The organism is Clostridium gelidum, from assembly GCF_019977655.1.
Classification (GTDB): Bacteria; Bacillota; Clostridia; order Clostridiales; family Clostridiaceae; genus Clostridium; species Clostridium gelidum.
This window is the reverse complement of record NZ_AP024849.1, coordinates 531,971-553,667: the sequence shown is the minus strand read 5'-3', so window position 1 is coordinate 553,667 and position 21,697 is coordinate 531,971. Positions and strand designations below refer to the sequence as shown.

22 protein-coding genes and 1 pseudogene are annotated in these 21,697 nt (G+C 28.4%); 4 read left to right on the top strand and 19 right to left on the bottom strand.

The genetic code is table 11. The annotated features are described in order from the left end of the window. Positions 1 to 12: 12 nt before the first annotated feature. From psyc5s11_RS02600 to psyc5s11_RS02590, 3 genes are all read right to left on the bottom strand, one after another. A complete protein-coding gene (locus tag psyc5s11_RS02600; RefSeq protein WP_224036087.1) occupies positions 13 to 420 on the bottom strand; it encodes an SHOCT domain-containing protein in 408 nt (135 codons plus the stop codon). Positions 421 to 561: 141 nt separating this feature from the next. Continuing rightward, positions 562 to 2,349, bottom strand: a complete 1,788-nt coding sequence (locus psyc5s11_RS02595; RefSeq protein ID WP_224036086.1) for an ATP-binding protein — start codon at positions 2,347 to 2,349, stop codon at positions 562 to 564. Continuing rightward, entirely contained in the window at positions 2,342 to 3,034 is a 693-nt protein-coding gene (locus tag psyc5s11_RS02590; RefSeq protein ID WP_224036085.1) for a response regulator transcription factor, read from the bottom strand. The genes psyc5s11_RS02595 and psyc5s11_RS02590 overlap by 8 nt, the downstream gene beginning before the upstream one ends. Before the next feature lie 219 nt (positions 3,035 to 3,253). On the opposite strand from psyc5s11_RS02590, the gene psyc5s11_RS02585 reads away from it, so the two are divergent. Beyond that, positions 3,254 to 3,763, top strand: coding sequence for a hypothetical protein (locus psyc5s11_RS02585; protein ID WP_224036084.1), 510 nt, complete (start codon positions 3,254 to 3,256; stop codon positions 3,761 to 3,763). 256 nt (positions 3,764 to 4,019) lie between these two features. Here psyc5s11_RS02585 and psyc5s11_RS02580 read toward each other — a convergent pair whose 3' ends face one another. From psyc5s11_RS02580 to psyc5s11_RS02570, 3 genes are all read right to left on the bottom strand, one after another. Continuing rightward, entirely contained in the window at positions 4,020 to 4,505 is a 486-nt protein-coding gene (locus psyc5s11_RS02580; RefSeq protein ID WP_224036083.1) for a flavodoxin family protein, read from the bottom strand. Positions 4,506 to 4,713: 208 nt separating this feature from the next. Next, entirely contained in the window at positions 4,714 to 5,286 is a 573-nt protein-coding gene (locus psyc5s11_RS02575) for a carboxymuconolactone decarboxylase family protein (RefSeq protein ID WP_224036082.1), read from the bottom strand. Next, positions 5,268 to 5,462 (bottom strand): YgaP family membrane protein, encoded by a 195-nt coding sequence (locus psyc5s11_RS02570; protein ID WP_224036081.1) that lies wholly within the window; start codon positions 5,460 to 5,462, stop codon positions 5,268 to 5,270. The genes psyc5s11_RS02575 and psyc5s11_RS02570 overlap by 19 nt, the downstream gene beginning before the upstream one ends. Before the next feature lie 151 nt (positions 5,463 to 5,613). On the opposite strand from psyc5s11_RS02570, the gene psyc5s11_RS02565 reads away from it, so the two are divergent. Then, entirely contained in the window at positions 5,614 to 6,186 is a 573-nt protein-coding gene (locus psyc5s11_RS02565; RefSeq protein ID WP_224036080.1) for a class I SAM-dependent methyltransferase, read from the top strand. Positions 6,187 to 6,214: 28 nt separating this feature from the next. On the opposite strand, the gene psyc5s11_RS02560 is transcribed toward psyc5s11_RS02565, so the two are convergent. From psyc5s11_RS02560 to psyc5s11_RS02530, 7 genes and pseudogenes are all read right to left on the bottom strand, one after another. Further along, a complete protein-coding gene (locus tag psyc5s11_RS02560) occupies positions 6,215 to 7,615 on the bottom strand; it encodes a sensor histidine kinase (protein WP_224036079.1) in 1,401 nt (466 codons plus the stop codon). After that, a complete protein-coding gene (locus psyc5s11_RS02555) occupies positions 7,612 to 8,328 on the bottom strand; it encodes a response regulator transcription factor (protein WP_224036078.1) in 717 nt (238 codons plus the stop codon). The genes psyc5s11_RS02560 and psyc5s11_RS02555 overlap by 4 nt, the downstream gene beginning before the upstream one ends. A gap of 136 nt (positions 8,329 to 8,464) precedes the next feature. Beyond that, entirely contained in the window at positions 8,465 to 8,701 is a 237-nt protein-coding gene (locus tag psyc5s11_RS02550) for an SHOCT domain-containing protein (protein WP_224036077.1), read from the bottom strand. 202 nt (positions 8,702 to 8,903) lie between these two features. Next, complete coding sequence (locus psyc5s11_RS02545; protein WP_224036076.1) at positions 8,904 to 9,836, bottom strand: DMT family transporter; 933 nt, start codon at positions 9,834 to 9,836, stop codon at positions 8,904 to 8,906. Between the two features lie 442 nt (positions 9,837 to 10,278). After that, positions 10,279 to 11,343, bottom strand: coding sequence for an ACR3 family arsenite efflux transporter (arsB, locus tag psyc5s11_RS02540; RefSeq protein WP_224036075.1), 1,065 nt, complete (start codon positions 11,341 to 11,343; stop codon positions 10,279 to 10,281). A gap of 21 nt (positions 11,344 to 11,364) precedes the next feature. After that, positions 11,365 to 12,999: an FAD-dependent oxidoreductase gene (locus psyc5s11_RS02535; protein ID WP_224036074.1), complete on the bottom strand. Its 1,635-nt coding sequence runs from the start codon at positions 12,997 to 12,999 to the stop codon at positions 11,365 to 11,367. Between the two features lie 38 nt (positions 13,000 to 13,037). Then, positions 13,038 to 13,145 (bottom strand): annotated as a pseudogene (locus tag psyc5s11_RS02530) (ArsR/SmtB family transcription factor); the annotation flags it as partial. Positions 13,146 to 13,797: 652 nt separating this feature from the next. Between psyc5s11_RS02530 and psyc5s11_RS02525 the strand changes: the two are divergent. Further along, entirely contained in the window at positions 13,798 to 14,061 is a 264-nt protein-coding gene (locus tag psyc5s11_RS02525; protein ID WP_224036073.1) for a hypothetical protein, read from the top strand. A 290-nt stretch (positions 14,062 to 14,351) separates the two neighbouring features. Here psyc5s11_RS02525 and psyc5s11_RS02520 read toward each other — a convergent pair whose 3' ends face one another. The 5 genes from psyc5s11_RS02520 to psyc5s11_RS02500 form a co-directional block, all read right to left on the bottom strand. Beyond that, entirely contained in the window at positions 14,352 to 14,795 is a 444-nt protein-coding gene (locus tag psyc5s11_RS02520) for a polysaccharide biosynthesis protein (protein ID WP_224036072.1), read from the bottom strand. Between the two features lie 731 nt (positions 14,796 to 15,526). After that, positions 15,527 to 16,066 carry a glutathione peroxidase gene (locus psyc5s11_RS02515; protein ID WP_224036071.1) on the bottom strand — a complete coding sequence of 180 codons (540 nt, stop codon included), beginning with the start codon at positions 16,064 to 16,066 and terminating at the stop codon, positions 15,527 to 15,529. Positions 16,067 to 16,284: 218 nt separating this feature from the next. Next, positions 16,285 to 17,025 (bottom strand): ABC transporter ATP-binding protein, encoded by a 741-nt coding sequence (locus psyc5s11_RS02510; RefSeq protein ID WP_224036070.1) that lies wholly within the window; start codon positions 17,023 to 17,025, stop codon positions 16,285 to 16,287. Beyond that, positions 17,018 to 18,202 (bottom strand): ABC transporter permease, encoded by a 1,185-nt coding sequence (locus tag psyc5s11_RS02505; protein ID WP_224036069.1) that lies wholly within the window; start codon positions 18,200 to 18,202, stop codon positions 17,018 to 17,020. The genes psyc5s11_RS02510 and psyc5s11_RS02505 overlap by 8 nt, the downstream gene beginning before the upstream one ends. 68 nt (positions 18,203 to 18,270) lie before the next feature. Beyond that, the gene (locus tag psyc5s11_RS02500; protein WP_224036068.1) at positions 18,271 to 19,608 is read right to left on the bottom strand and encodes an efflux RND transporter periplasmic adaptor subunit; all 1,338 of its coding nucleotides are present in this window, start codon (positions 19,606 to 19,608) and stop codon (positions 18,271 to 18,273) included. Positions 19,609 to 19,847: 239 nt separating this feature from the next. Between psyc5s11_RS02500 and psyc5s11_RS02495 the strand changes: the two genes are divergently transcribed. After that, positions 19,848 to 20,699 carry an NAD-dependent epimerase/dehydratase family protein gene (locus tag psyc5s11_RS02495; RefSeq protein ID WP_224036067.1) on the top strand — a complete coding sequence of 284 codons (852 nt, stop codon included), beginning with the start codon at positions 19,848 to 19,850 and terminating at the stop codon, positions 20,697 to 20,699. Positions 20,700 to 21,059: 360 nt separating this feature from the next. Here psyc5s11_RS02495 and mutT read toward each other — a convergent pair whose 3' ends face one another. Next, positions 21,060 to 21,452 carry an 8-oxo-dGTP diphosphatase MutT gene (gene mutT / locus psyc5s11_RS02490; protein ID WP_224036066.1) on the bottom strand — a complete coding sequence of 131 codons (393 nt, stop codon included), beginning with the start codon at positions 21,450 to 21,452 and terminating at the stop codon, positions 21,060 to 21,062. Between the last annotated feature and the right edge of the window lie 245 nt (positions 21,453 to 21,697).

The window sequence follows — 21,697 nt, the reverse complement described above, 5'->3', positions numbered from 1 at the left end:
ATAGAATTTTCATCAAGCTTTACTTGCCCATTTAGATCTAAATTCATCATAGGATAATTCCCCCTTTGCAAGCCTCTCACTTATAACACTATCAATATTATTACTTTCAATTTCATTTTTAATATCAAAAAATTCTTTGGTGCTTATGGCACACTTTGCATATCTTTCAATAAGTATAGGTGTATATGGATTTGAATATCCTATATCTTCAATAATTGATTTTCTTTCTATATATTCATCCGCTGTAATAATACCTGAAGCATACTTTACTTTAAGTATATCAATTAGTTTTATTACAAATAAATTTGGAGATGGCTTACTTTTTAATTCTAAAAATACTGCAATAGAAAAAATTACTAAAATAAACATTAAAATATACGAACCATAAAACCCCATTCCCATATGGTAACCTTGTCTCATAATTCACCTCCACTCAGTTATTAATTAATAGTTAATGATGAATAATGAATGATTTAGGATGGAATTCCAAAAGAATTCCTTAAAAATATATATTATTTTAGAAAAGCTGCAAGCTTTTCAACCTCAATCATTCATTATTCATTATTCATCAATTTTGCTACGCAAAATTCCTATAACTATTGTTGTGCCTTTCTCTAGCTCACTTTCTATATAGAAATATCCATTTAAAACTTTTACTAATCTTTTTGCTATTGAAAGCCCAAGTCCAGTTCCTTCTACATTTGAATTTCTCGCTTTATCTGCCTTATAGAATTTTTCACCTAAATACTGAATTTCATCTTTAGGTATACCAATCCCATTATCTTTTATTGCTATATAAATGTTTTTATTGTCTTCATATGTTGATACCTTTAAAATGCCATTATTTTCAGAAAACTTAATTGCATTATCTAAAAATATTATTATTAATTGTTTCAATTTATAATAATCACTTAATAAGGTTGGTAAATTACTTTCCAAAGATAATTGCAAATCTATATCCTTATTCTTTATTAATGGCTTAAAGCTTCTTATTGTATCATTAATAAGCATATTAACATCTAGTTTATTAATATCAACCTCTAATTTTCCTGATTCTAACTTACTCAAATTAAGTAAATCTTTAACCATTCTTTCAAGTCTATTGGTTTCTTTTATAAGTGTAGTACAGGTATCAGGTATATACTCTGGCTTTGTCATCCCATCCAAAATTGACTCTAAATTACCTTTTATAACTGTTAAAGGAGTCCTAAATTCATGGGAAACATTTGAAATAAAATCTTTTCTCATTTGCTCAAGTTTTTCTTTTTCACTAATATCTTGAATAAGGATAACCCAACCTATAATCTCATTTGAATTGCTCTTTATAGGAGACACTGAGAATTCCAATACTTTACCTTCATGCTTCTTTATAATTGACTTTTTATCATTGCTTAATATAAAATATTTAAATTCTTGAATTATATCTAATTCTGATAATATTTTAATTACTTCTATATTTCCTTCTCCCATTTTATATGAAAGAAGATTTATAGCCGCTTCATTTATATTTATAATTTGAGAATTTCTATCCAAAGCTAAAATCCCCTCACTCATACTTGTTATAATGTTACTTAATTTGTTTTTTTCTTCAAAAAGCTCGCCAATAGTATACTTAAGCTTTAATGATAATAAATCAAATGAATTTGATAATTCTCCTATTTCATCTTTTTGATATATGTTTGTTTTTATTCCATATTGACCTCTTGTTAATTCCAAAGCAGCTGAGTTTATTTTCTTTATTGGTCTCGTAATATTCTTAGAAAAATAATATCCTAATAACCCTACAAGCATTGTTTCACCTAAAACAGCTAAAATTAAGCTTAGAAAGAATTTGTTCATGGAATTTGATAAATCAGTTATTGATGAATTAAGAATTACCGCTCCTATTATGTTATTATTTTCTTTTATAGGTACTGCTATTACCATCATTTCCTCATTATAATAAGGATTATATCCCTCATCATACGCTTCTGCTCCATTTAATACTTTACTATTAATATCATTATATAAATCCTTTATCTCTACATTATTAATGTAACTAATATCATCATTAGTATCTGATGCAGTTATAATGCTTTTGTCTGCATTAAGTATCCAAAGTTTTGCATTATCAATATCATTTAATAAGTGTATAATTTTCACAAACTCTATATTATTTGAACTATTACCTATGTAAGGTTTAATAGTTTCCGAAATTGCTACAGCATGTTTTGTCATATTATTTTTTTTAACTTCATAAATATTATTTTTAAATATATTTAAGGCAATAATTCCTATAAAAAGAGTTGAAACTATAACAATTGCTAAAAAGCCAATAGTTAATTTAAAAGTAATATTTTTCTTAAACATCTTTCACCTCAAATTTATATCCCATGCCCCAAATAGTTTTAATATCCCAGTTATACTGACCATCAAGCTCAAGTTTTGCTCTTATTCTTTTTATATGAGTATCTACTGTTCGAGAATCTCCAAAGTAATCTATTCCCCATATGTTATCTAACAGTGCATCTCTATTAATTATAGTATTGGGAGAGCTTGCAAGCATCCATAAAACTTCAATTTCTTTCTTCGTAAGGTTCATATGTATTCCATATAGTTTAACTGAGTAATTATTAATATCTAATTCAAGTTGTGCATATTTAATTATTGATAATTTATTATTTTCAACTGGAGCAATGCGCCTAAGCACGGCTTTTATTCTTGCAATTACTTCTCCAGGGCTGAATGGTTTTATAATATAATCATCAGCACCAGAGTTTAATCCGAGTATCTTGTCTGCATCCTCACTTTTAGCAGTTATCATTATAATTGGAGTATTGGATTGTTGCCTAATTATATTGCAAACTTCAATTCCATCCATTAAAGGCATCATAATATCAAGTAAAATCAACTCCGGATTATAATGTTTAAACTTTAATAAGGCTTCTTCTCCATCAAGAGCAAAAATTACTTTAAAACCTTCTTTTTCTATATAAGGCTTCAATATTTTAATTATTTCCATATTATCATCAGCAATCAGAATATTTTTATCCATTTTTATCCCTCCTATCTTGCTCAAATTATATCATTATCTTACCTAAATTATATCATTGATAATAATTAAAATTGTGTCCTAATTGTGTACTTTTATTTCACAATTAAGACACTTTCTTATATTTAAAATGATTTATGATAAGGACATATACAACATATAAAAACTAAAAACAGTGCAACAAATTTTTGCATTAGTTTAAAATTTAAGGAGGAAGAAAAAATGAAAGCAAAAAAATTAATAATCGCATTAACTCTCACTCTTACTATGGGATTAGGTGTAACTGCATATGCCGCAACAAGTACACAACCAACTACTGGTACACATCAAAGAGTTGGAATGATTATGGTTACAGGTATGAGAGGTTATGATTATGTAGAATCAGTGTTAAAGGACAAACTTAGCATGACAGATGAGGAAATAACAGCTGGACTTAATTCTGGAAAAACAATGTATGCTTTAGCAGAAGAAAAAGGAATGACAGAGGATCAATTTAAAGTAGCTCTACTTGATGAGAGAAATAAAGCTGTTGATACGGCAATTGTAGATGGAACTATAACAAATGAAGAGGGTGCTTCATTAAAAGAAACTCTAAAAAATAATCTTGATACTTGCACAGGAATCCCGGGTCAAAGAATTGGCAAAAATGGGGATGGACGTGGAACTGGACATATGTTAGGTGGAGGCATGAGAGGTACATGTAATTGTTATATTAATAATACTGTAGAATAAATACTTTAGAATAATAATATTAAAGAATGAGACCTAGTGTTTCATTCTTTTTTGTGTTAAATCGAATAATATCGTAATAAATGCTTTGTATATTAAAAAGGCTCTATAGACTAAATTATTGATATATGACTATGCACAGGCTAAAAACAAGTAGTCAATTTTATCTTGAATTGAAACTACCTGTTAAATATACAAAGAATATTGTGACTTAACTGAAACTGCATATTATGTAAATCTTTATTTTTTCTATACTCTATCAACTAAATATCTCTATACATTTTTCTGCAATTCTCTTTCCAAATACATAGAAAAGTTCCTTACTTTCTTCAAAGTTTTCTTTTAAAGCTACTGGTCCTAAATGAATATATGGTTCACCTATTGCGGAACCGCCAGAATAAACTAACATTCCTTTTACCATAAGATGATTAATAATTGTTAAAATAGCAGTATCTGCTCCACCTTGCGCGAAATTTGCTGTAGCAAAAACTCCCCCTATTTTGCCGGAAAGATTACAGCCCCATGATTCATCAAACCATTTTTTAATTTGCCAACAAGTATTAGCATAATAAGTCGGAGTTCCAAAAACAACAGCTTTACTTTCCTTTATGTACTCATAATCTATATTTTCAATATCAAATATTCCCACTTCAATATTTTCTATAGTTTTCATACCCTTTGCAATTTCTTCTGCCATTGTATGTGTCTTTCCAGTTTTACTAAAATAAATAATTGATAATTTCACTTTTAACATCTCCATAAATTTCAATTTTATATTTATAATTTTGTTCTATAGGCATATAGATTTAATAATTTTAATATACATCAATAATTACTATTCTATATTAATTTATATACTCTATTATACATATTATAACATAATTGTATTTACCAGATTATCTAACAAAGTCATTCAAAAAAATAAAGCTTCAAAAATGAAGCCTTATTAATTACTATATATCACATTTGTTAGAAAAACCTGCTGGTGGTACACCTAATGCTTGTATAAGTCGAGCCCAATAGTTAACTTGCGCTGCAGTGCTTGCAATAATAACTATTTCACGTTCAGTAAAGTTAATCTTCATTTTTCCCATAAAGTCTTTTGGTATTTTTATTGGTGTTTGAGATATTAACTTTGTATATTCAATTGCTAATTTTTCTTTAATAGTAAATGTAAGCGCATCATCAATGTTAAGATTTCCTGTAATATAATTCAATTCTTCCTCAGTTATACCATCACCTTTATATTCAAAAGAATTCATATCAATACAAAATGGACAAGATACACTTAATGAAGCTTGAATTCTTACAATCTTTAAAATACGATTATTTAAATCACCCTTCCCATGTGCAACCATAGTTTCAAGAATAGCAGAACTTATTGCAACTTTTGGATACCAGGCAAGTAGCTTTGGAACAAGCAAATCTTTTTTGGTAACCTTCTTAGAAATATATATTCCGATTCTCAAAAACAATGGAATTTTTCTAGGTGGCTCAATAAAAGCAATTACTTTCTTGTTTTGCATGTTTTTATACCAACTATTGAATATAAAGGACAAATGCTAATTGTGGCTGTTAAAATAGGAACTAAACCTATTAATCCTAAATACTTTAAATTTCCTTTCATAAAAAAGAAAAGACTTAATAATGCTAAACCTACAATAAATCTGATAATTTTATCTATACTTCCAACATTTTTCATTACAAACACTCCTTCGTATAAAATGATTTTATTTATAATTTTAATTTATCAAAGTATAAGTAAATGTTCTGTAACAAAGTCACTTATTAGTTATCTTTTATGAATTATGATACAATTAAAAACAAAATATCAGGAGGTGTACTTTTAAAAAATGACATATAAATTTGATGCAAAGAATAAACATAAACTTGATAATGAAAAAAGAAGAGAGCTGTTACCACCAGATGAAACTCTTATTAATCTTGGATTACATGAAGGAGATGTAATGGCTGATATAGGCTGCGGAATTGGATATTTTACTATTCCAGCATCTAAAATTGTAGGTGATAATGGCAAAATATTTGCAATGGATATATTACCAGAACTGCTTCAAGACGTTAAAATAAAAATAAAGGGCAATAATATCTCAAATGTAGAAATTATTTTAACAGAAGAAAATGATTTGAAATTAGAAGATGATAAAGTAACTTTTGCTTTTATAAGTACTGTATTACATGAAGCTGACAAAAAAGAAAACTTTTTAAACGAGATAAAAAGAATTATCTCTCCAAAAGGAAAAATTGCTATTGTTGAATGGCATAAAATTAATAGTGAATTCGGACCTCCCATTGATCACAGATTAGATAAAATGGATTTGATAAAAGTATTAGATAAAGTTGGATTTTCAAATATATCAACTATAGATATTGGCGAGAATTTCTATGGCTTAATAGCAGAAAAATAATTCAGTATTACAATATAAACAATTATCTTTAAAATGATAATACATTTGGAAACTCCACAGTAACCGTTGTTCCATCATTAATTTTACTTTCTAAATATATTTTTCCACCATGAGCTTCAACAAAAGCTTTTGTGATAGTAAGTCCTATACCAGAACCACCTGTATTTTTATTACGGGATAAATCACTTCTATAAAAACGTTCAAATATGTAAGTCATATCCTTTTCAGGTATTCCTATACCATTATCACTAACTTTTATTATAATATTTTGATTTTTCTCCCTAAGTATTACTTCAACCTTGCCATTAGGATTTAAATATTTATAAGAATTCGAAAGTAGATTATTTATAATTTGTTTAAATTTATCTTTATCCATTATTGCAGTTATCTCGGGGGTTATAGTGCTTATTAACTCATAATTTTCTTTAATATAAAGAGGTTTAAAAGTATCTATGATTTTTTCTAGTTCAATTGAAATATTAATCTTGCTTTTATTCAGACTAATATTTGACTGCTCTAATTTTGCTAAATCACGAAGATTGTCTACCATTTTTGTTAGTCTTTCAATCTCTTCATTAAATGTTTCAAATCTCTCAGTAGTAGGTTCCCAAATTCCATCTATAAATGCTTCTACATGTGTTTTTAATGTTGTTAAAGGGGTTCTTAATTCATGAGCCATATCTGAAGTTAATCTTTTTCTAAGCATTTCTTGGCTGTTTAAGGTTTCTGCTAAATAATTTATTGAATTTGAAAGTTCATCTATTTCTTTAGTATTTGTATTAACCGTTGCTCTTACATTTAAATCACCATATCTCATTTTATTTGCAGTTTCAGTTATTTTAGCTAAGGGTTTAGAAATTTGTTTTGAAAGAATTATACTGATTATAAATCCAAATATTAAAGCTATTACAGCTGATACCATAAAGGAATGATTTAAAGTACTTATAAATGATATTGATGCAGAAGATAAATATGAAGTTCCAAAATAACCAATTATTATAGTCCCGCTCTCTTTATTATCAGTGATCAATGGATATTTATTTTCAGTATACTCCCCCATATTAATTCCAGAAAAATTATGCATCATAGACCCCATCATATTTCCCATCATGTTTCTATTCTGCAAATGAGCTTTACCAGAGGAATATATAGTATTACTATCCATATCTTTAATTTCAATATATAATTCTTGTAGCTGTGCATACCTTTGGATTTCATCACTATTTATTAATGAAACTTCTTTTTGTCCGCTATATAAATCATCAATAATTTTTACTGCATTATCTATTTTTGTTTTGTGTTCGTCAACTAAATACTCTTTAAATTTATTCCCAACTGTATAATTTGATATGACACTTGCTAAAATAATTGATCCTAAAACTGCAATAATAAAGCCTAATGCTAATTTTTTCATTAACGATATCTTCATTTTTTCACCTCAGATGAATTTGGATTAAATTTATAACCACTTCCATATACAGTTGTTATATACATTGGTTCTTTATGATTATTTTCTATTTTTTGACGAATGTTTTTTATATAAGTGTCCACGGTTCTATCAAAACCTTCATAATCTATCCCAAATGCCTTTTCTACTAATTTTTCTCTAGAAAATACTTGTTCTGGATTTGTAAGTAAAATTGTTAAAATCTTAAATTCATTTGTTGTTAAACTTACAACTTCACCTTTCTTTTTAACAACCATCTTCTTTATATCAACTTCTAAATCCCCATTATTAAATATTAAGATATCAGCCATTGGGATACGATCTTTATAAGATCTTCTAAGTAAAGCCCTAACCCTTACTACAAGTTCACGAACACTAAATGGCTTAGTTAGATAATCGTCAGCTCCTATAGATATTCCTTCTATTTTTTCATCTTCATCTGCTTTAGCAGTAAGCATAATAATAGGTACACTGGAGTTAGATCTAATTCTACTACATACTTCTTCACCAGTTACTTTAGGAAGCATTAAATCCAAAACTATAAGATGAATAGTTTCTTTATTATATATATCTAATGCTGCTTCACCATCCATAGCTGTAATTACTTCAAAACCTTCTTTTTCAAGATATGCTCTGACTACATCTAATATATTCTGTTCATCATCCACAACTAATATTTTAAATTCATTATTCATATGTACCACCTCCAACGTTGATTTAGTGATTATATTATAGTTTATACTTATAAAAAAGACTAGAGCAAGGTTTACAATATGTAAATTATCTTACTCTAATCTTAATGGTACTAAATATTATTATTTAAAATTACTCTTATTTTTTTTGTGAAAGTATTGTTTTTCTACTTAAATATTCTTCTTTACTAATTTCTCCGCTAGCAAACTTTTCATCAAGTATTTTCATTGCGCCATTAGATTTATAAGTATAATTTTTAAATAATTTAACTGCTAGTACTATTAATACAATGAATATTAACATTCTAAATCCCATAGCTAAAAACATCCCTTCATATCCTATAGAACTTGCTGGTCCAAAACCTCTACAAAACATATTAATTCCTCCTTTTCATTAGACTAATTCTCTTCTATATACTAATTATATAGATGAAATGTGGGGGAATTATGAAGGATTAAAAGAATTATTGTTATTCCTTAAATACTTTCTTTCAATGAAACTTATCGTTCCACTTTTCATTAATTTGTTTTTTCCTAAAATAGAAATATTGTTTCTTAAATTTAAGGTATTCAAAATTTTAGCATATCGTTGTTCCATCTTTATTATTTGCCTTTATTGATAGCTTTGGATAAAGTTTAATCTGTGGTATCAATATTCCTGCAAATATAAGAATACAACCTATATATGCCTTGGTACTCATAATTTCACCAAGTAGAAGTGCACCACCTATAGCGCCGAAGACTGATTCCATACTCATGATAATAGCGGCATGAGATGGTTTAGCATTCTTTTGTGCTACCACTTGTAAGGTATATGCTACACCAGTTGATAAAAAACCACCATAAAGTATTGGAATTAACGCATTTGATATACCGCTAATAGTAATATTTTCAAATATAACGGCTGATATAAGGCTTAAACCTGAACTTGTTGCAAATTGAATGCATGATAGTTTCAAAGGATCTACCTTATTACAAAAATAGCCTATTGCTAAAATATGTAAGGCAAAGAATATAGAGCATATTAGCTCAAGCATATCACCATAACCTATACTAAAATTTTCATTTATACTTAAGAGATAAAGTCCAATAACTGCAAATCCCACTCCAATCCATGATTTTTTTCCAATTTTATGCCCTAAAATTATTCCAATGATCGGTACAATCACCATATAAAGTGAAGTAATAAAACTTGCTTTGCCAGCAGTTGTATAAGTAAGGCCAACTTGCTGAAGAGTTGAACCTGTGTACAAAATTGTTCCAGCCAATATTCCAGATACAATTGTTTTTTTAGTACTTACTTCATTATTACTCTTATTCCCATTCTTCTTTCTTTTATCTAAATAAATAATTAATGGTATGAGAGAAATACTTCCAAGAGCAAATCTTATCCCATTAAATGTGAATCCCCCTACGTATTGAGATCCCACTCTTTGTGCAACGAATGCAAATCCCCATATAGCTGCTGTAAGCAATAATAGCATATTAGCTTTTATTATTCTGTTATTCATTTGAATCCCCCAATCTCTTGTATTAACATAACTCTTTATGTAATACTTTATAAAGAATATTAAGAATATTATTAGTAAGAAGTTTTGCAAATTCAATCATTGGAATAAACTAGTTAAATACTGTGGTCAGATATTTTTTAAAATTGCCTAAAACTCAAACTCTTAATTTCCCCTAATAATTTCTTTTTATAATTATACATTTATACGGATAATTATTCAATATAAATAGTAATTTTATCTATTGCTTATCATTTTCCCTTTCAGTTTCGTAGCATAGATAATATACTATTATTACATCATGCATGATTATACACATACATAATTTATACAGTTGTAAAAAGCATCCATCATTTAAATTTTATGATAGATGCTTTTCTAAATATTATTTATTTAACTTAAAATATTATTTTTCTGTTACTTGTGAAAAAAAGTTAACTACATCCTATTGGACATCTTCACCTTTAGAGTATGAAAAATACTTCTTTCCCCAATACAATGCTACATTTACTAATCCTATCATTACTGGCACCTCAATTAATGGTCCTATTACCGCTGCAAAAGCTACCTTTGACTCAATTCCAAATACTGCTACTGCAACAGCAATTGCTAATTCAAAGTTATTGCTTGCAGCTGTAAATGCGAGTGTTGTAGTTCTTTTATAATCTATGCCTGATTTATAACTGATATAGAATGATATTGAGAACATTACTATAAAATAAATTACAAGTGGTATTCCTACTTTAATAACATCTAAAGGTAGTTCTACGATATATTTTCCCTTGAACATAAACATTACTATAATTGTAAATAATAAAGCTATCAAAGCTAATGGACTAATTTTAGGAATAAACTTTTTTGTATACCATTCTGTTCCCATTTTAGGTTCTAATATAAGTCTAGTAAGCATTCCAAGTAAAAAAGGAATACCTAAGTAAACTGCAACTGACGTTGCTACTTCCCCCATGGAAATATGAACTTCAAACCCTGTAAGTCCAAATACAGGTGGCAATACTGTAATAAAAATATAAGCAAATACAGAATAAAATACTACTTGAAATATAGAATTGAATGCTACGAGTGCTGCTGCGTATTCGCTATCTCCATCTGCTAAACTGTTCCAAAGAATTACCATAGCTATACATCTAGCAAGTCCTATAAGAATAAGTCCAGTCATTAATTCCGAGTCAGATTTTAAAAATACAAATGCTAATATAAACATTAGAGCTGGTCCAATAATCCAGTTTTGTACTAATGATAATCCTAGAATTTTAGGATTTTTAAATACCTTTCCAAGCTCCTTATAATTCACTTTAGCTAGTGGTGGATACATCATTATTATAAGGCCAATTGCTATTGGAATTGATGTTGTTCCAACAGATAGTTTTGCTAATCCCACCGATAATGATGGCATTCCCCATCCTAGCAATATTCCTAGTGCCATTGCTGCAAATATCCAAAGAGTTAAATATCTGTCTAAGAATGATAATTTTGATGATTTATTACTCAATATAATCGCCTCTTTCCATTTTTATTTACTTCCTTTATAGAACTTGTGTCCCCCTGAAAGATTATAAACCTTTTTATATCCATGATTTATAAATATATTTTGAGCCGCATTACCTGTAACCCCTTTATTACAATAAGTTACTATTACTGCATCCTTATCTAAATTTTCCATTTGATTTCTTAGATTTTTATGAGGTATATTTACTGAATTATCTACATGAGCTTCATCATATTGTTTACTCACTCTTGCATCTACTATTTGAACTTTTTCACCGCTTTTTACAATATCCTTAAGTTCATTTGATGTTATAATAGGTCTATTATTATTTAATGCATTATCTAATATCATGCCTGTATAATGAACTGGATCTTTAGTAGTTGAAAATGGTGGTGCATATGCAAGATCTAAATGAAATAATTCATCTACTTTTGCTCCATAAGTTATTAAAGTAGCAAATACATCTATTCTTTTATCTACTCCTTCATAACCTATTATTTGAACCCCTAATATCTTTTCTGTATTTTTATCTGCAATAGCTTTTATAACCATTTCTTTACCATGAAAATATGATGGCTTATCTGGCTTTATATTGTGACATATTTGAATATCATAGCCTTCTTCTATTGCTTCTTTTTCAGATAGTCCGGTGCTTGCAATAGTCATATCAAATAACTTGAATATTCCTGTACTTAAATTTCCTCTATACTCAATATTTCCACCTGTTATATTATCTCCAGCAATTCTTCCAGTTTTATTAGCAGTAGAACCTAGTGGTCTATATACTGGCTTTCCTGTTATAGTAGAAAAAGTTTCTATGCAATCTCCACAAGCATAAATATCTGGTATATTTGTTTCCATCCTGTTATTGACTTTAATTGCTTTAGTTACACCAATTTCTATTCCTACTTCTCTAGCTATTTCAGTATTTGGTCTAACTCCTGTTGCCATAATCACCATATCACTTTTAAGTACAGTATTATCATTTAAAGTAACACTTTTATCACCTATCTTTGTAATAGTTGAATTTTTAAGTATGTTTATTTTCTTTTTAATAAGTGCATTTTCTAAAAACTTGGCCATATCTTCATCTAGATTTGGAGTTATTTTATTTTGCATTTCAATTATAGTTACATTTACTCCATCACTCATTAAATTTTCTAACATTTCAAATCCAATAAACCCTGTACCAGCAATTACTGCATGTTTAGGTTTTTTATTATCTATGAAATTTCTTATGTTTCTTGCACTTTGAACATTTCTTAAAAAGAATACATTACTATTATCTATACCTTCTATTCCTGGGATAAATGGTGAAGCTCCAGTTGCTATAATCAATTTGTCATATTTATCCTTAAAAACTTCATTGGTATTGATATTTTTTACTTCAACTTCTTTTAAGTCTGGATTTATGTTTAATACTTCATATCCTGTGAATACATCAATATTATATTTTTTCTTAAAAAATGCAGAATCTCTAGGAGTTAATTCACCGATGTCCTCTATTTCTTTGCCTATATAATAAGGTAATCCACAGCCTGAGTAAGATATATCTCTGTCTTTTTCATAAATTACAATTTCTGCATTATCATCATTTCTTCTTGCTTTTGCTGCTGCTGATGTTCCTGCTGCAACTGCTCCTATAACTATTAATCTCATTTTTTCATCCTCCTTGTTTTTTATGATGAAACACATTACTCACATGCACACATCTCACCACAAGATAATATATCAATTATCTTTAGTCTACTTGAATCACATAGTGCTTTAAATATTTTTGCATTTTCTTCATAATTCATCTTCATTCAGAACCTTACCATATAGACATTCATCTATATATAATATAGAATATTATCTATCTACTGTCAACAGTATTGCTATCTATAAACAATTTTTATTATAACTAGATATATATTTATCTATCTGCATACTTATTTTATGCAAGAATTTAATTATTGCCACAAAATAGTATTATGAAAATTTCATAATAACTATACATGATTTTTAAAATTATCTAAAACAAAACAAACTACCAATTTTAACCTAGTAGTTTGCTTTTATATTTACCCAATTAACTTATATATTACAATTGAAATCCTAAGTAAAACATATAAAATGAAAGTAACAACATTATAAAGCCCATAAGTATTTTTAATCTAAAACTTAAATTTCCATATTTATTTGAACTTGTAATTTTACTTACAAATCCTATAGATGTCCCTGCTATAATAACTACAACACTATGCCCTATAGAATAAAGCAATAATAAAAAAGTTCCAAATTAGAATATTCCCTTCTTTTGCTACAAAAGCCAATATAACAACTAGTGCGGGAGGTTAATTATCTTATACAATTTCAATTAATCTTAATATCAGATCTTTCATATTTTTATTATTAGTGTACTCACTACCTTTATAATCATATACTAATTTAAGAACACTCTGCATGGAGGTATATATGTCTATACTAGAATTATCACCTGAGGAATCATTAGTTGCTGCTAATGCTGTAGCACTTGCTATTTTTAGAGCTTATTCACTAGAGAACGCAATTTTTATAGCTGATTTTGTAAATGCTATTGAAGGTAGTTTAACTTTGCTATTAAGTAAACAAGGGCTTATAGAAATCAATGAGGCTTCCTGTAAGCGAGAAAGTATTAATGATGCTGATATAGATGCTAGGTTGGCTCTTTTAGAAGATTTACTACTTAGCTTATCATAAAATTTATAATATAAACCTTCTAATGACTTTTATGTATCTAAATAATTTTATGTAACTCATCTTAGAATCTTTTATTCATGTATAACATCAAAATAAATGTCATATATTTATTAGAGCTAATGAAAACTTTAGCGTAACACTACACAAAAACATGACATTTATTTCTGGTTTCCATATATATTAAAATTTCTTATTTTTTTGTATGTGTTAAAGTTCTTGGTTGTGCTGTCGCACTTTTTTTATATGTGTATATCTTTTTAATTCTACTTAACCTCATATACTCACTTCTATTAAATTAAAGCCTTTAATTTTGTAACTGCTCTATCATATACTTCAAAGAATATAACATCTTTAGTTATAAGCAATATTCCTAAATATAATAATCCACAGGCAATCACATCTAATCCACAAGAAATAATCATACTATCCACAAAATGATTTATGACAAATGTTATTGGAATAAACAGCAATGGATACCAAGAAATATAACTTGCATCTTTGTAATCAAATATCCACATAACTTGTTTAGATACACACAATAATCCCATGGCTGCTGGAAATAAAAGCAGAAAATATATTTTCACCACTTTATTTAATAATGCAAAATAATTCTTCTTAGAGTTAGTTCCTAAATCATTTGAAAGCCTTGGCATTGTAACTTGAATTATTGTAAGCATTAAGGTACTAATTATAAATATTGCTTTTTGTGCTATTGCATAAGCTCCAAGATCCATTTTTTACATAAATCAATGTTTTTTACTCATATGTGATATTTTTAATAAATATTCTTTCTTTTTTCAGAAAATACATTGTATTCTGACAATTTTGATGTTATAATAAATACAAGAAGAAAGAAATTTCTTCTAGCAATCCTAACCCTATAAAATCAATAAAATACTATCTTTTAAACATTATAGCCAATGTTAATTAGATATTACAAATTATTGCTTGAGGTGTTTAACTAGTAATAGACAAAGCAATTTATGATTCAAGTTCAAACTACTAATTTCAAATCACTTGAGGATTTGATTAGTACTCAACAAGAAAAGTAAGCTGCAAGTTAAAATTACTAAACACATATCTAAGGTATTTGAAGAAAGTATATCTAAAGAATGTTAGCTAAGATAATTAAATTTCCCCTTTATTAATTTAAATTCAAAAGATATTCTAATAAGTAATAACAACTTTTAATGTCTTAGAATTATACTAATAATAATAAAGAAAGGGTGATGCAAATTTAAATATAATAATAATAATAATACAGAAAGGGTGATACGAATTCAAATAGAACCATTTAGCTTGAAAAAAGGGTTAGGATTTGCTTAACCACCAATTAGTTGATATATTTTAACTAATTGGTGGTTTTTATTATTTTTATCTTTTCTGAAAAATCAAAACTAACAATAAATTTCAATTTAGACGTGAAAAAGGTAATCCAAATTTGGACTACCTAAACCCCATTACTTTACTTTTGATTTATTAACTCTTTAATTTGATCTTCTATTTTTTCTGGTTCAAAAGTTGGAGCAAATCTAGATACTACTTTTCCTTCCTTTGATACAAGGAATTTTGTGAAATTCCATTTAATATCATCTCCACTTGTATTAAATCCCTTGCCTGATAGTAAGTTATATAATCCTTTTGCTGCCTCATCTTCAATTGCAGAAGGTGCTTCTTTTTTTAGGAAAACATATAACGGATCACTATTTTCTCCATTTACATCAATTTTTCCAAAAGTCTTAAAAGTTGTTCCATATGTTAGCTTACAAAAGCTTACAATTTCTTCATTACTTCCAGGTGCTTGCTCAAAAAATTGGTTAGATGGAAAATCTAATATTTCGAATCCACTATCTTTGTATTTATCATAAATCTTTTGAAGTCCTTCATATTGAGGAGTAAATCCACATCCTGTAGCTGTATTAACAACTAGAAGTACCTTGCCCTTGTATTCCTCCATTGAAACTAAATTTCCCTTTACATCTTTTACTTCATAATCATATATCATTTTTATTCGCTCCTTCTAATTTTATATTTGTTTTTATATTTTTCTAAATTAAATTTTATTCAATTTGATTTGTTAAAACAATTATATCCCTTGATTTTATTTTTGTCAATTTAAAATTTTACATTTTTCATTTAATTTTGAGTAAATAAAAAATAGCCAATATTTTATTGCTTATTATATAAAATCTTAGCTATTCTTTATTCTTATTTATAAAATTACTAATGGTTACTTACATCTGAAAGTATTCTTCCATCCGATATTTCTATTACTCTATCAGTTCTTTCTGCAATTCTTTTGTCATGAGTAATAATTATGAATGTAGTTTTAAATTTTTCATTCATTTCTCTCATGATAGCATATACATTTTCTGTACTTCGTGAATCTAAATTCCCTGTAGGCTCATCTGCTAAAATAATGTTAGGATTATTCATTAATGCTCTTGCAATGGCTGCTCTTTGCTGTTGTCCTCCAGACATATTGTTTGCTAAATTATTTCTAACTTTAGATAGCCCAACTAATTCAATTAATTCTAATGCTCTTTCCAGAATCTCCTTTGGTGGCTTTACATTTTTTATCATATAGGGCATAAGCACATTTTCTAGTGCTGTAAAATCAGGCAAAAGATAATGAAATTGAAATATAAAACCTATTTTTTCGTTTCTTGTCTCTGCTAATTCATCACTAGTCATAAAATCCGTTCTCTGTCCATCAATATAGACTTCCCCAGAGGTTGGCTTATCTAAAGTCCCCATTATGTTTAACATAGTACTTTTCCCACAACCAGATTCCCCAATAATAGAATTGAAGGATTTTTCTTTAAATGAAATATTAATATCAAATAAAACTTGGGTTTCCATAGCTTTTCCATAGCTTTTATTTATATTTTTCAATTCAATTATGTTTTTATTTTCTAATTTAATTATGCTTTTATCTTCTAATTCAATTATATTTTTATCCATTTTTTATCACCTCTATAGGATCTAATTTTGCAGATTTTTTTGCAGGTATTAAAGCTGCAATAGATGAAGACCCTATTGCTAGGATTGCAGATAAAATCAAAAATTTGTAGCTAAGATATAATTGTACTATTGGTGTTCCATCTGCATTTACCGCAAATTTAGTAAACATTACAGTAAGTCCAACACCAAAGCTTATCCCTAAAATTGCTCCAAATATTCCGAGTATAAAACCTTGAAATAAAAATATACGGCTAGCAGGCCCATTTTTGATTCCCATAGCTTTTAAAATTCCTATTTCCTTTGACTTTTGTATAACAGTAATTGCAAGTATAGATGAAATTGCAAGAACTACTGAAACAATGACAAAAAACTGAATCATATAACTGGATGTACTTTGTCCGCTTAAACCACTTAACAGTTGCTTATTTTGTTCCTTCCAATTATCTACCTTAACCTCATCACTACCTAAATTATACTGCACATTTTGGCTTACAGCATCCGCCTCAAATATATAATCTGCTTGTATTTGTGCTTCTATGGAAGTGATTTTTTGATCAAAACCAAATGTATTTTGTGCTGTATTTAAATCTGTAATGATCCATGATTTATTTATACTGCTTACTCCTAAATCATAAAATCCACTAATGGTAAATTCTTCAGTTTTTCCAGTTGGTGTGGTAATTTTAATCATTTCTCCAGGTTTCTTTTTTAATTCTTGATTTAATTCTCTTCCAATGAGAATTTTTTTTCTAGAGGATTCAATATCTCTTTGAAAAATCCAAGTTCCTTCATATATTCTATTCTTTATATTATATATTTTATCGCTATCTTCTAATTGAAATCCCCTCAAAAGTATAGGATAACTTTTACTTCCATCTTTTATAAAAGCAGAAGCATCTAGAGCTATTGAAACATTTTTAAGTCTCTTATCACTTTCTTTAACTTGAAGTACTTTTTTCTCCCAATTTTCTATAGTTTTATCATCTTTAGTAGATGAAACTGTAATTTGCGGTGAATTGTTTATAGTCTTATCAATCAAGCCCTTTTGCAGCCCATCAATTAAGGTACCTATAAAAACTTGAACAGATACTCCAATTGCAATTCCCAAAATAATAAAAAATGTCTGTGCTTTGTTGCTTATTAAAAATCTAACCGCCACTTTCAATGGGAACCTCATACATGCTTCCCCCTTTCCTTGCATTATAATATTTTATTAGTTATGCAATTCATTAATATGCATATTTATTATTGCTTAGCAGAAGTTTTACCTGAAGAACCTTTTGAAACTAAATCTCCTTCTAATAGAGATTCTGGTGGATTTAATACATATCTTTCTTCTTGTTCTAATCCTTCAATAATTTCCACATAGTATTCACTTTCTATTCCTATAGTGATATATCTTTTTGAAACTTTATTATTAGAATCCACAACATATACATATTTTTGTTTTGTTGCCTTATCTTCTTTTATCCCATCAAATCCAATGGCTATGCAGTCTTCCTTTTCTTTAAATGTAAATTGAACATCTGCTTCATATCCACCCTTAACTTCTTCCTTTGGATTGTCTATTACCACAGAAACTTTCACTTTATATTCTTGATCGCTACCACCAGAAGTTGTTTTTGCCTCTGCAAATTCTCCTATCTCTGTAACTATTCCACTATATGAATTTGTAGAACCTTTTATTTTTATATTTGCTTTTTGTCCTTTAGCTACTTTTAATGCATCATATTGCTTTAGGTCCACTACTACCTTATATTGTGATACATCATCTATAATAATTTTATCGCCATCAAGCGGAAATTGATTTTCTTTTGCATCTATTTTTATAACTTTACCATCTATATTTGCAATAATCTTGCTATCATCTATTTTTTTTTGGCAATTTTCTATATCCTTTTCAATTAAATCAATTTGATTTTTTTGATTTGCAATTTTACCTTCACTACTATTGTTGGTATCATTTAATGTATTTTGAGCATTTTTTAGAGAATCATCTGCACTCTTAAAGTTAGTAGCCGCATCTTCTACATTCTTCTTTGCTTCCTCAAATTCATTTTTAGCTATGGCTTCGCTAGTAAATAAGGCTTCGCTTTGCTCATACTTTTTCTTATAATCATCATATTTTCTTTGTGCATTTTCTAAGGTGTATTTTGCTTGAGAAAGAGAATTTTCCGAAGCACTTTTCTCTTTAGCAATTCCTGTCTGAACCATTTGATTTAAAGTTAAATTTGCATTTTCTAGATTAATTTGTAGCTTTTCTAGCTGATTTTGATAATCCGAACTATCTAATACCAATAATACATCACCTTTTTTAACAAGTTGTCCTTCTTTTATTGCTATTTGTAATACTTTTTGTGAAGAATTGAGCACAATATTATTCCTATACTTTGCTTCTATGTTTCCTGTTGCTGTTGTAGTTTCTGTAAGTGTCGTCTTTGTTGCTTTTTCTATAGTTACTTCTTTTGGTTTTACACTATTATTTTTTATTGTATACGTTATACCTATTGCAAGAAAAAATACTATTAAAAGTCCAATTGTTACTGTTTTTTTGTTCCATGTTATTTTTTTATACCAAGTCATTCATTCACCTTCTTTATTTTAAAATATGTAATCATTATATAATCATTCTTATTTAATTGATAATTATTATCATATAATAATTATATACTTTTTTCAATAAAGACACAATAAAATCTTTCTCCTAGATTTTGATTTTAACTATTGACTTAGAGTTACCTCTAAGGTTTATACTTAAAATATACTTTATTACAAGGTTTACATAAATATATTATCATAAATATAAAAGGAGTGTAGTGAATATGAAAAAAGTAGTAATAACAGGCGTAAGTGGGTTGCTAGGACCTTATGTAGTAGATCATTTTATTGAGAAAGGTTATGATGTTCTAAGTGTAGATATAACCAAGCCCAAAAAAAGTACAGCAAGATTTATGACTGCTAACCTTGCGAATCTTGGGGAATGTTATGGTATACTTCAAGGAGCAGATGCTGTTATTCATCTTGCGGCTATTCCAGTAGCTTACAGTCATCCTAACGAGGTGACATTTCAAAACAATGTCATGTCAACTTACAATATTCTGGAAGCTGCAGCTGGACTTGGCATCAAAAAAGCAGTTATTGCATCAAGTGAATCCTCATATGGAGTAGTATTTTCAAAGCAAAATCTTGCACCTCAGTATGTTCCCATTGATGAATATCATCCTCAACTTCCAGAAGATTGCTATGGATTGTCCAAAATTGTTGCAGAGGAAACAGCAAATATGATAAATCGTCGTTGTGGCATGCAAGTTGTCTCTTTCCGTATTGGAAATGTCATTACCCCTGAAATGTATGCTAATTTTCATAATTTTATTCACGACTCTAACCCTCGTAGAACGATTTTATGGAGTTACATTGATGCACGTGATATCGCTGAGGCTTGTAGATTGGCAATAGAAACAGACGGTTTAGGATCTGTGACACTCAATCTTGCAGCAGATGATACCAGTATGGATATTAAAAGCAACGAGCTTATGAAAGCTGAGTTCCCAGAAGTAAAAGATATTCGTGTTCCAATTGATAATTATCATACATTACTAAGTAACGAAAAAGCCAAGAAGCTGCTGAATTGGCAACCAGTTCATTGTTGGCGTGACAATATACCAAATATTTAATATTGGTGGTTTCAAGAAACTCCTAAAGCAATATACTCGCAGAGATAGTAATAATATTTCTATGAAAATTGAATATCAATTATATACCTGTGAGAGAAGATTTTTTTGACTACATTATTTCATGAATTCCTATAATAAAAGTGATATTTAATCTTTGTACATATTCTCTGAATACTGTACACTTAGAAAAAATATCACTTTTACTTTTTATAGTTCTTTAGGCACATAAAAATAAATAACAAGTCCAAAACTGCCATGAATATTTTTCATCAGGCAAGGAAGTAAAATGCCATCATAGTGGCCCTATTATGGTATTTTACTGACGCAGGATGATAGCAACTAGGCTGGCAGATGGACTTGTTATTTATTTGATTGTGCCTTAAGTTTTTCAATTACTGATATATCCGCTGGTACCCAATTAAGTTTATCTAGCTCTTCTAAAGTTGTCCATTTAACTTCATTATGAGCATTCAGATGCAATTCACCACCAGATATGGTGCATATAAAACAGTGCATTTTTAGATGAAAATTAGGATAATCATACTCAACGGTTGTTAAGTATTTAGAGATTTCAATTTCTAACTCTAACTCTTCTTTGATTTCACGTCTAAGGGCTTCTCCTCGAGTTTCCCCCATTTGCATTTTTCCACCAGGAAATTCCCACATATTTTCAAACTCACCATAGCCACGACGAGTAATAAATATTTCATTATTATTTTGTATAATTCCTGCAACTACTTCTATTGTTTTCATATGTATCCCCCTAAAAAGTAATCTTTATTGCATCTACTTTGTTCTTTAATAGCTTTTACTATATAATTTGTATAAGCTAATCTAGCAATTTTCAATATTATAATAGATATCCATATGTCTTATAGTACATCTGAAGTCTCTTTGCGTCAATAACTTGTGCTATCCCACTTTCTTATATGTGAAAAGTTCTTAGTTATGCTTAATAAGTTCCTTATTGTGCTTCGCACTCTTTTCATAGGTGCATA